General features: G+C 48.0%; 7 protein-coding genes and 2 tRNA genes. 3 read left to right on the forward strand and 6 right to left on the reverse strand.

All coding sequences use genetic code 11. The annotated features are described in order from the left end of the window. Positions 1-14: 14 nt before the first annotated feature. The 5 genes from lon to RBT11_03655 all read right to left on the reverse strand — a co-directional run bounded on the left by lon (position 15) and on the right by RBT11_03655 (position 6,049). Positions 15-2,450, reverse strand: a complete 2,436-nt coding sequence (gene lon / locus RBT11_03635) for an endopeptidase La (protein ID MDX9785844.1) — start codon at positions 2,448-2,450, stop codon at positions 15-17. Positions 2,451-2,468: 18 nt separating this feature from the next. Next, positions 2,469-3,713, reverse strand: a complete 1,245-nt coding sequence (gene clpX / locus RBT11_03640) for an ATP-dependent Clp protease ATP-binding subunit ClpX (GenBank protein ID MDX9785845.1) — start codon at positions 3,711-3,713, stop codon at positions 2,469-2,471. Between the two features lie 138 nt (positions 3,714-3,851). Next, on the reverse strand, positions 3,852-4,454 hold the full coding sequence (gene clpP, locus RBT11_03645) for an ATP-dependent Clp endopeptidase proteolytic subunit ClpP (protein ID MDX9785846.1): 603 nt from the start codon (positions 4,452-4,454) through the stop codon (positions 3,852-3,854). 106 nt (positions 4,455-4,560) lie between these two features. Continuing rightward, positions 4,561-5,883 carry a trigger factor gene (gene tig, locus RBT11_03650; GenBank protein MDX9785847.1) on the reverse strand — a complete coding sequence of 441 codons (1,323 nt, stop codon included), beginning with the start codon at positions 5,881-5,883 and terminating at the stop codon, positions 4,561-4,563. Between the two features lie 79 nt (positions 5,884-5,962). Further along, positions 5,963-6,049, reverse strand: a tRNA-Leu gene (locus RBT11_03655). Positions 6,050-6,585: 536 nt separating this feature from the next. On the opposite strand from RBT11_03655, the gene RBT11_03660 reads away from it, so the two are divergent. The 3 genes from RBT11_03660 to RBT11_03670 all read left to right on the forward strand — a co-directional run bounded on the left by RBT11_03660 (position 6,586) and on the right by RBT11_03670 (position 8,943). Further along, positions 6,586-6,662 (forward strand) — tRNA-Pro (locus RBT11_03660). 106 nt (positions 6,663-6,768) lie between these two features. Then, on the forward strand, positions 6,769-7,866 hold the full coding sequence (locus tag RBT11_03665) for an MBL fold metallo-hydrolase (GenBank protein ID MDX9785848.1): 1,098 nt from the start codon (positions 6,769-6,771) through the stop codon (positions 7,864-7,866). A 555-nt stretch (positions 7,867-8,421) separates the two neighbouring features. Beyond that, complete coding sequence (locus RBT11_03670) at positions 8,422-8,943, forward strand: DUF882 domain-containing protein (GenBank protein MDX9785849.1); 522 nt, start codon at positions 8,422-8,424, stop codon at positions 8,941-8,943. 15 nt (positions 8,944-8,958) lie between these two features. Here RBT11_03670 and RBT11_03675 read toward each other — a convergent pair whose 3' ends face one another. After that, entirely contained in the window at positions 8,959-10,677 is a 1,719-nt protein-coding gene (locus tag RBT11_03675; GenBank protein MDX9785850.1) for a L,D-transpeptidase family protein, read from the reverse strand. Positions 10,678-11,289: the final 612 nt, after the last annotated feature.

Below are 11,289 nucleotides of genomic sequence, written 5' to 3' on the forward strand. Positions count from 1 at the left end.
AAAGCGCTACGATGTTAAATCAGCGGTGTTTCTTTGGGCGCTTCTTTTCCAGCTATATCCATAGGGATATCAACTTGTTGAAATGCAATTTGGCCCTCTTTTGTGATCAGTGCATATGAGAGAACCTCATCCATATGTTCCACTGGTAGAATTTCTATCTGTTTGGAAATGCTACCCGGAATGTCTTTGAGGTCTTTTTCGTTTTCTTTGGGAATGATGACTTTTTTAATTCCCCCCCTGTGTGCGGCAAGCACTTTTTCTTTTAAGCCGCCAATCGGCAGCACCCGGCCCCGAAGGGTGATTTCGCCGGTCATGGCAATTTCATGGCGCACGGGACTTCTGGTCAGTGCCGAAGTGATGGCGGTACACATGGAGATACCGGCAGAAGGACCGTCTTTGGGAATGGCGCCTTCCGGAATGTGAATATGAATATCGACCTTTTTATTAAACGCCTTATCGAGCTTCAAATTCTCGGCGCGGGAGCGCACATAGCTTACGGCAGCCTGGGCCGATTCTTTCATGACATCACCGAGCTTGCCGGTGATGATCAGATCGCCTTTTCCCGGCATAATCAACGCTTCCACGCAGAGCAGCTCACCGCCCACCTGTGTCCAGGCCAATCCGGTCACCATACCGATCTGGTCGGTTTCCTCTACCTGGCCATGCTTGAAACGTGCGGGCCCCAAGTACTTTTGTATGGAGTTGGTGTTGACGGAAAAAACACTCTTTTCACCGCGTTTCAGCGCCTCGCGGGCTATCTTTCGGCAGATGGCCGCGATTTCACGTTCCAGGTTTCTGACTCCCGCTTCCCGGGTGTAGGCGCGAATGATGGTCATGACCGCATTTTTAGAGAACTGAAGCTGAATGTTTTCAAGCCCGTTGGCGCTGATCTGTTTGGGAATCAGAAAATGTTCGGCGATGCTGTATTTTTCCAATTCCGTGTAACCCGGTAGCCGAATAACTTCCATTCGATCCTGAAGCGGCAGCGGAATATCCGGAAGGGTATTGGCCGTGGTGATAAACAGAATATCGGAAAGATCATAGTCGACATCAAGATAGTGGTCGTTGAAATTGTAGTTTTGTTCCGGATCGAGAACTTCCAGCAGCGCCGCGGACGGATCCCCCCTGAAATCCATACTCATTTTATCCACTTCATCGAGGCAAAAGACCGGGTTGTTGACGCCGATCTTTTTAAGGGATTGAATAATTTTTCCGGGCAGCGCGCCAATGTAGGTACGTCGATGCCCCCGAATTTCGGCTTCATCGCGGACACCCCCCAGGGATAGGCGAACAAATTGCCTTCCCGTGGCTCGGGCCACGGACTTTGCCAGAGAGGTTTTTCCAACGCCCGGCGGGCCGACAAGACATAAAATCGGTCCCCGAATTTTCTTTACCAGGGATTGTACCGCCAGATATTCCAGTATGCGCTCTTTGGGCTTTTCAAGGCCGTAATGGTCTTCGTTTAAAATTTCCTCAGCCTTGTCTATATCTTTTTGAACCCTGCTTTTTTCGAACCAGGGCAGGCTGATCAACCAGTCGATGTAATTGCGCACCACGGTGGCTTCAGCGGACATGGGTGTCATGAGTTTGAGTTTTTTAAACTCCTGGCGGACTTTCATGGCCGCTTCTTTGGAAAGCTTCTTTCGTTTGATGCGTTTTTCCAGCTCGTTGAGCTCGTCGGCCATATCATCATCGGAGCCCATCTCCTTTTTGATCGCCCGCATCTGCTCATTCAAATAATAATTCTTCTGGGTCTTCTCCATCTGCTTTTTGACGCGCCCTTTAATACGCTGATCCACCTGAAAAATCTCGGTTTCAAGTTTAATCAGCTCCACCAGAATTTCCAGCCGTCTAGCAGGCGAGACGGTTTCGAGCAAGCGTTGCTTATCCGGAATTTTAAATGAAAAATGAGCTGCCACCGTATCTGATAGCCGCGAAGGATCGGTAATGGCATTGATGTTCCGTATAAGGTCTTTGGAGATGCTTTTATCGAGTTTGGCGTAATTTTCAAAGCTTTCTAACGTCGCCCGGCATAAGACCTCAATTTCAACCTTGGATTCATCGGGAGAGAGCAAGGGCTCGACTTCAACCCGAAAAAAGTCGCTTCCGGGGATAAACTGATGAATCATTGCGCGTTGCTTGCCCTCTACGAGTGCTTTGACGGTTCCATCCGGAAGCCGAAGCAACTGCAGTACCGAGCCGATGGTGCCGATCGTATTAATGTCTTTCTCTTTCGGCTGATCGATGCCCGCCTTTCTTTGCGTGGATAAAAAGACGTGTTTGTCCCGGTTCATGGCATCCGTAAGTGCTTTTACGGATTTATCGCGGCCGACAAAAAGCGGAGCGACCATGTGAGGGAAGACAACAATATCTCTCAGCGGCAGCAGGGGAAGGATTTCCCTGGCCGGCACGGTGTCATCCTGTTTGAAAAATTTGGGTATAGTTACCATTGTCCCCTACGGCAATCTTCAAGCCTGTTTTTGGGTTTGCTCATAAAGCAGTATCGGCTGTTCCTTGTGCAGAATGACATCTTCTCCGATGACGCATTCTTTCACATTTTCGATGGAAGGAATTTCATACATGATTTCGAGCATGCTTTCTTCTATAATGGCGCGAAGCCCGCGTGCGCCGGATTTGCGCTTGATCGCCTCGGAGGCCACCGCTGTTAACGCACTGTCCGTGAACCTTAAATTGACCCCTTCCAGTTCAAACAACTTTTTGAATTGTTTGATCAGGGCATTTTTGGGTTCGGTGAGGATTCGCACGAGGGCCGGCTCATTTAGCTCTCCCAAGGTGGCGACAACGGGCAGTCGTCCTAAAAATTCCGGAATGAGGCCATATTTGATCAGGTCTTCGGACTGAACCATCTGCAGGGTCTCACCGGGGGTGCGGTCGCTTTTTTTAACGATTTTGGCGCCGAAGCCTAGAGATTTAGCCCCAAGGCGGCGTTCGATAATCTTATCGAGCCCGTTGAAGGTGCCTCCGCAGATAAACAAAATGTTGGTGGTATCCACCTTCACAAAATCCTGCTGGGGATGCTTTCGGCCACCTTTGGGTGGAACGCTGGCCGTGGTGCCTTCGATGATTTTAAGCAGCGCCTGTTGCACACCCTCGCCTGATACATCCCTTGTTATGGACGGGTTGTCCGATTTGCTGGCAATTTTGTCGATTTCATCAATGTAGACAATGCCGCGTTTGGCTTTTTCAACATCATAGTCGGCTTTCTGAAGCAGGGATAAAATGATGTTTTCAACATCCTCGCCGACATAACCGGCTTCCGTGAGGCTGGTGGCATCGGCAATGGTAAACGGAACGTTTAAAAAACGTGCCAGGGTTTGGGCCAGAAGCGTTTTTCCACATCCGGTGGGGCCGATCAAAAGGATGTTGCTTTTTTGGAGTTCAACATCGCCCGTGTTGACCATGGTGTCAAGCCGCTTGTAATGGTTGTGAACGGCGACTGCCAGAACTTTTTTAGCGGCATCCTGTTCGATGACATATTCATCGAGTTTCGCTTTAATATCTTTTGGCAACAGGGAGTGTACCAGCTTTTGGGCGTCTTTCTCGCTTTCTTCATCAATAATTTCGCCACAAAGCTGAATACATTCATCGCAGATATAGACCGCGGGGCCGGCAATGAGCTTTTTTACTTCTTTCTGATTTTTTCCGCAAAAAGAGCAAAAAAGGTTGTCACCAGCGTCTCCTTTTTTGGCCATGTTATACCTCCGTTGGTTGTTTTGGAACCAACCGCGCGCTGAGCAAACGGTTGTAATCTTAATTAATTAGAGACAGTTCGTCTCTTTCCCCTTGGCGGTTTTCGGCCCCAAGGGCTGCCCGCCCGCATGGAAGGGCGGTCACGCTATTTTGTCCAGATCATCCCGATTGGTGATAACATGATCAATAAGGCCATATTCCTTGGCTTCCAGGCCCGACATGAAAAAATCACGATCTGTATCCGTTTGAATCGCTGTGATATCTTTGCCCGTATGAGACGCCAGAATCTGGTTCAGTGTTTCTTTCATTCGCAGAATTTCTTTGGCCTGTATGGCAATATCGGATGCCTGCCCCTGAAAGCCGCCCATGGGTTGATGAATAAGAATTCTGGAATTGGGCAGGGAATAACGTTTGCCAGCCTTGCCAGCGGCAAGCAGCACAGCTCCCATGCTGGCGGCTTGACCGATGCAGACGGTCGCGATGTCGGGTTTGATGTATTGCATCGTGTCATAGATCGCCATGCCGGCGGTTACCACGCCACCTGGAGAATTAATATAAAAATTAATATCTTTATCGGGATCTTCCGACTCCAGGAAAAGCAACTGGGCGATCAGGAGATTGGCGACTTCATCATTGATGGCCGTGCCCAGGAAAATAATTCTGTCTTTGAGAAGTCTGGAATAAATGTCGTAGGCGCGCTCGCCCCGACTGCTCTGTTCGATGACCATGGGTATTAACGGCACAAAGTCCTCCTTTTATCAGTACGCCTTCAGGAAAAGGCCAATAACATTTTAACCAGCATATCGCTTTATTTGGGTTGGAGCAACAAAACGTTGCGCCAACCCCTGATTATGGGGTGTCCGTTTCAGCCGTTTCATCCGGCGCAACTGTTTCAACCTCATTATTATCAATTATAAGTTGTATGGCCTTTTTTTCAAGCAGGGTTTCTTTAAAAAACGATAAACGGTCTGGCTGCGAGACAAAAAATTTCTTCAGTTCCTCGAACGGTTGCTGATAGGCATCCGCCATCTCGCGAATGCCGTTGTCGGTCTCATCCTCAGCGACGGTCAGCTTTTCCTGGGAAACGATTTTGGATAGAATCATATGCCTGCGCGCCTGTTTTTCGGCAACATCATGGTATGTTTTGGCCATCATATCCCTTGAGAGTCCAACTTCTTCCAATGTGAGATTGCGTTGGGCAAAGGATCGTTCCGTATCCGAAATGATATGATCCAATTCATACTCAATGAGCGGGGCGGGTACTTCAAACGAGGATTTTTCAATCAGGCTTGTAAAGATTTGTTCGTTGAGTTCCTGTTCCGTGCGCTTTTCATACCCTTGATTGAGGTTGTCGCGAATGGTTTGTTTAAGGTTTTCCAAGGATTCAAAAGGCCCCAGTTTTTTAGCCAATTCATCATCTATGGCGGGCAGGAGTTCTTCCCTGATTTCATTGAGGGTCACTTGAAAATCAACGGTTTGACCGGCGAGCTTTTCATTGGCATGATCATCGGGAAATGTTACCCGAATTTCTTTGCTTTCTCCCGCATTCATACCGGGAATCTGATCGTCAATTTCCTTGGCGATAATGTTTTTTCCCAGCTCCATCGTGAAATTTTCAGTTTTTTGGGTTTCGCTGAATGGCTTGCCGTCCTGAAACCCCTCATAATCAATTAGCAAAAAATCACCGGTTTGAGCGGGACGAGCCGTTTCGATGGGTTTAAGCTGTGCCATATTTTTCTGCAGCATCTTCAGTTGCCGTTCCACCGATTCGTCATCCACGGTATAGTTCGTTTTTTTCAGCGTCAAGCCCTTGAAATCAATATCGGCGATTTCAGGATGAACATCTACCACGGCATCATATTTATACGGGCCGGATGGGTCGAGTTCCGGGGGGTCGATTTCCGGCGTGCCGATGATATTCAAGTCGCTCTGCTTTAAAGCATCCATGAAAGAGGTTTGAATAAGTTTAGCGGAAACATCGGAATGGACGTCCTTGCCATAAAGCCTTTCCAAAACACCGCGGGGCGCCTTGCCGGGGCGAAAGCCTTTGACTTTAGCTGTTTTTTTTAAATCATTATAGGCACTATCCAGCTCTTGTTTGATTTTATCGGCGGAAAGCTCAATATGTAAAATCTTTTTAACAGAGCTTACGTCCTCAAGTGATACTTGCATGATCATCCTTTCTTGGCGGCCTTTAACAGCCAAATGCCTGAAGCGCATCGTCCTCAGGCATTCTGGAAAAAAAATGGTTTGGTGCGAGAGGGGAGACTTGAACTCCCATTCTGTTGCCAGAGCTGGATCCTAAGTCCAGTGCGTCTACCAATTCCGCCACTCTCGCAAAGAGTTGTTCTGCTATTGTGTCAATTTCAAAAAACAGTCTATAATATTTTAACAGGCGGCATTCTGCATTCGGCGGTATCTATAACTGCGTGGGTACCGATTTTCATCGAGTTTGCAGTGAACCGATGGGAGAAAAAGGATCCTTTCATTTTTTACCCAAGGGAACCCTTCCGCGAGGAGAGGATTGCCGCAAAGCCGCGAAGATGAACAGAGAATGGCGCCAGCACCTTGACTTTATTGGAAAATATAATAAATAGTCAACAAAGTGCCATTCGGAAAATAATATCAAACCCGGTTGGTGTCAAGAAAATTTAGAAAGCGCTTGTTATGTCAAGATATTGTAAAAAAGATAACCAGCCGTTGGGTATCCGATATACCATACTGCCTGTTTTGCTGCCGTTTATTATGAGGTGCCCGCAAAGCGGATATTTTCAAGCGAGGCGGCGGTGAATTGCGCCCTTGATCCGGTCGATTATCTCGTCAATAGACTTGCGCCAATAATAAAAGCATGGTAACAACCCGGCCCGTATATGTCGGGGCGTGGCGCAGTCTGGCAGCGCGCCTGCTTTGGGAGCAGGAAGTCGGAGGTTCAAATCCTCTCGCCCCGACCAGTAAAATCAATGGCTTGCGGTTAATTCGTAAGCCTTTTTTATTGGTTTTCTGATTGGGGAAATAGTCAATTTTTCCCTGGTTGACGGGCTTCGGATGATAGAAATTATGACACGCCGGAAGTTTATTAACCATATGGTACGGGGAATGCAGTCTCTGGTGATGATGCGGCTGCTGGCGCCTTTAACGTCGATAGGTGCGTCCCGTGATGCGGCAGAGATACCCGCGCATTATACGCCGCTGAGCGGGCGCAGTTTAAAAGAGTTGGCGCTAAAAAAACTGCATCACGGCAACGGCCGCTTTTTAAACCCCTTCGGAGTCCCACTGAAAGGACGGTTCTGGGAATTAATCCGATGGAAATTCAGTGGCAATGCGTTTGAAAAGTTTATCGACGAACAACCGATCCAACCGATCGACATCAATTGGCTGCCTGTCATAAATCACTCGGGTCTCTCCATCACTTTCCTGAAACACGCCGGGCTGATAATAAAAGACCGTGAACAAACCTATTATATTGATCCGGTATTTGATGATATCGGGTTCTTTTTAAAAGATTTCACTCCGCGTCAGTTTGGCTTGAGGCAGATTCCCGAGGCCAACCACATTTTGATCACCCATGGTCATTTTGATCATCTGGATACCGGTTCTTTAAGACATTTTGAATCGGGTACGCATGTGATCAGCCCCCTGGGATACGACGGTGTGTTCCGCCACCTGGGAATGAAAAACCGCAGCCGGTTGGATTGGTACGAAACAATCGAAAGCGACAAACGGCGAGTGACATTATTACCTTCCAATCACTGGACGATGCGCAATCCGCTGGAAGGCCCCAATCGGTCCCTGTGGGGCTCGTTCCTGCTTGAAACCCAAAGCGGATTCACTATTTATGTGTCAGGCGATACGGCCTATTTTGACGGTTTCGAGCAGATCGGCGATCAATTCGATATTGATCTTGCCATCTTCAATCTGGGGGCCTATGAGCCTCGCTGGTTTATGGCCCAGAGCCACACCAACCCGATGGAGACGGTGCAGGCCTTTACCGAATTAAAGGCCAAGCGCTTGATGATTGTGCATTGGGGAACCTTCCAGTTGGGAGATGAGCCGGTACATTTTCCGCCACGTGATATAAAAATGGCTCTCCAAAAAGAGGGCTTGCTGGACCGTCTGATTGATATAAAACACGGTGAAACATTTTTTGTCGATTAGGCGATTGTCCCCCCACCGTGTGTTTGTGGTCATTGCGACAAAGCGCGCTTATTCAGAGGAGACACTATCTTTACCGGTGCTTAGGTCGATAGACCGTTTCAAGAATACCTGTCCGTCAACAATGGCATACAGATTCTCACAGCTCACCTTGCTGAAAAACACAACCCCGCCTTTAGTGGTGGTTAATCGGCGAAGCCTCGCGATCTTCTCGATCTGAATTTTTTCAACCCCCTAAAGATTCAATTTGCCAAAGCATCGTTGATTTCAGAGCGTTCCATGCGCCACCTCTCGCTTGATGAGTTGTTGGCGCCAATGGCAGTGGAATTTTGACGCTGCTTCAACTTGCTCGTTTCCCCCGCACGTCACAGGGACATTGACCGGCAGCTTTTTTTTCGACAACTTGTGGCATTTTTATTGCATTATCTCTTACAAACAATTTGGTCTTTACTTACCGAGCTTGTAACAGGTATAGTCATGGGCCATATACCGCCGTCCTCAAGGATAAAAGGAACTATGCGATTCGGAGATAACTTCAAATACAGCCGTCGGCATTTCTTGAAAATCGGATTTTTCGCGTCGTGCGCCTTGTTCAGACCAGTCAGCCTTTTTGCCGGAGCAGCCCATAAAGCCCTCCCCGAAAGATCCCTTGCATTTTACAATACGCATACCGACGAATACCTTAAAACGGTCTATTGGGCCAATAGGCAATATCAGCCCGATGCACTGGAACAAATCAACTGTATTTTTCGCGACCACCGTTCCGGTGAAATAAAGCCTATTAGTCCGCAATTATTGGATATTCTGTATTATGTTTGCAACAAAAGTTTATCCAAAAAACCAATCCATATTATTTCAGGGTATCGATCACCCGAAACCAATGCCCTTCTTCGAAGACAAAGTGGGGGTGTCGTTAAAAAAAGTTACCACCTGAAAGGTCAGGCTATCGACTTTTGCTTGCCGGACTGCGGGCTTTCCAGGTTGCGCCGCATTGCCATTGGTTTGAAAGCTGGTGGCGTGGGGTACTATCCTGAAAGTAATTTTGTGCATGTGGATATTGGACCTGTTCGTTCTTGGTAGAGGAAACATCCATGTTCAAAGCCGCTTAGGGCGCTGTTGGGCGATGGGCTCTTTTAGCGCCGCATACAACCGGCGATCACGTCCATATACATCGTCCCTGAATTGTGCTGTTCCATCCGAATCAACCCAGGCGGTGAAATACAATATATAAACCGGAATGGGCTGCTGAATCGGAATTACCTTTGTTTCCATGCGCTTGATGGTTTCCAGTATCTTTTCGCGGGACCAATTCGAATTGTCCTTTACGAGATAGACCGCCAGGTCAACCGGATTTTCAATGCGAATACACCCTGAACTGAAATTTCGTTTCTCCCTTTTGAACAGGTGCCTCGAAGGCGTATCATGAAGATAGACACTGAATTTGTTTGGAAACATGAATTTAAATCGTCCCAGCGCATTGAAAGGCCCCGGTTCCTGCACCAGTTTGTAAGAAAAGTTCTTTTCGTTCACCTGGTGCCAGTTGACTGAATTCGGGTTGATTTCCGGCGCATTGTCTTTCCAGCTTTCGAAAACACGAATTCGCTTTTTGTTAAAAAGGTCTTTGTCCGCCCTGATTTGTGGCAGGAAATCCTCTACGGCAAGTTTGTGGGGAATCCGCCAGAAAGGGTTCAGCACCATGTAAGACAGCTGTTCCGTGAATACCGGCGTGGGCCGATAATCCTTTCCCACAACCACGCGCATTTTGAGAACCTGTGTGTCATTGTCCATCACCCTTAGCTGAAACTGAGCGATATTGATCAGAATATGGCGGTTGCCAAGGTTACGGGGCCCCCACCGCAGGCGCTCCATATTGACCAGAATCTGCTTGACGCGATCCGCCGCCGACACATTCAAGGCTGACAAAGTAGCCGGTCCCACAACGCCGTCCGCGGTCAGCCCATATCTTTTTTGAAATTTTAAAACCGCCTGTTCCATAGCGGCGCCGAAGATTTCGGAATCAGATTCTTCGGTCGGGTTCAGATCACCGGACTGGATCAACCGGATGCGCAACGCAGACACCCTTTCACCCTGATCCCCCTTCTGAATGTTAGGGCCGTGGGATATGGTGGGCCACCCGCCCTTTTCAGTTATTTGGCGGTAATCTGCAAGAGCCTTTTTCAGTCGCGAATACTGCTCATCTTGAGGCGATAATTCATTTAACACTTCTTTAATCGCATGGTGTTTCAGGGCGTGGTTGGCGAGTTGAATGAGATCAACCTTTCGGGGATCGATGGCCCATTCAGGGTCGGCCGTCTTAGGACTTACTCGGCCGCTTGACAGGTGGGAGGCCAACTGGAAAAAGGCATCGGAGAGGAGCAAATCCAGTTCGCTTAGGGAGGCGACCGGAATCTCGGATTCATCCGTTTTCGCATTACGGATTTCTGTCAGCAATGCCTTGATTTTTTCCAAATGATAGTCCTGAGGCGAAAGCCCGTCAGAGCCGGCCTTCTGAATTGCCCCTACAAGATGATCCGCGTCTTTTCCGATGCCTTGGTCGGATATCCAAGCGGGTGCAAAGTCTCTGAGGCTGTAAAAGCAGGGCAGAACGAGTGACCCATAAAAAGTTTCCCCCGAGCAGATAACCGGTTGGGAATCTGCGGAAGGGGCGAATCTTTCCCGAATCTGTAAGGTCAATGGATTCGTCAACTGTTGGGCAAAGCTAGTTCCGCCTGAAAACAGACCGGCGGTACAAAAGATGATTCCCACCAACATCTTCCACTTCGCGTTTCTATGCTTTGCACGGCTTTTTTCCATGGCGCCCCCTTTAATTCGCTCCACTGTAGCAAAATAACGAAAGGCGGTCTATATCGGCAAGGACAACTTAACGTCCCCCGGCTTTGGCGCCCGATTCTCACCGCGGTTCATTTGGGTTTTCATATTACAACCGTTTGACTATTAAACAAATGCCGCACTTGCTGATCATTTTGGTCTGTGGTGCGAAAATGAATAGGCTGTTGCATTCACCCAATCGGTTCCCCTTGAAGCGCTGAGAGCCGTCTAAGGCTGTTTTCTTGGGTTGCGGGGGCGATTGGCTTAAAAAAAATAATACATATCCTTTTGGAATATCAGTAAAAGTCATTTTATTGATTTTTTTTTCAAAAATACCTGTTGACAGTCATTAAAGTTATCTGTAGAACCGCTCTCGTCTTCAGAGTTCGGAAGACAGTGTGCTCGCAAAAGCTTAGAGTTTGCGGGCTGAGGAGGGGATAAAAAAGCAAGTGCCCTGTTCTCAATATGAAACTCTTGATCTTTGAAAACTAAATAGTGACTCAAGAAACAAGTCGGGTAAAACGTCAAAGAGGCGTTGAGGGGAGCCGCGAGGCGACTTTTGATGCTTTGAATAGTTTAACTGGAGAGTTTGATCCT

It is taken from the genome of Desulfobacterales bacterium (assembly GCA_034003325.1).
In the GTDB taxonomy this organism is placed as follows: domain Bacteria; phylum Desulfobacterota; class Desulfobacteria; order Desulfobacterales; family JAFDDL01; genus JAVEYW01.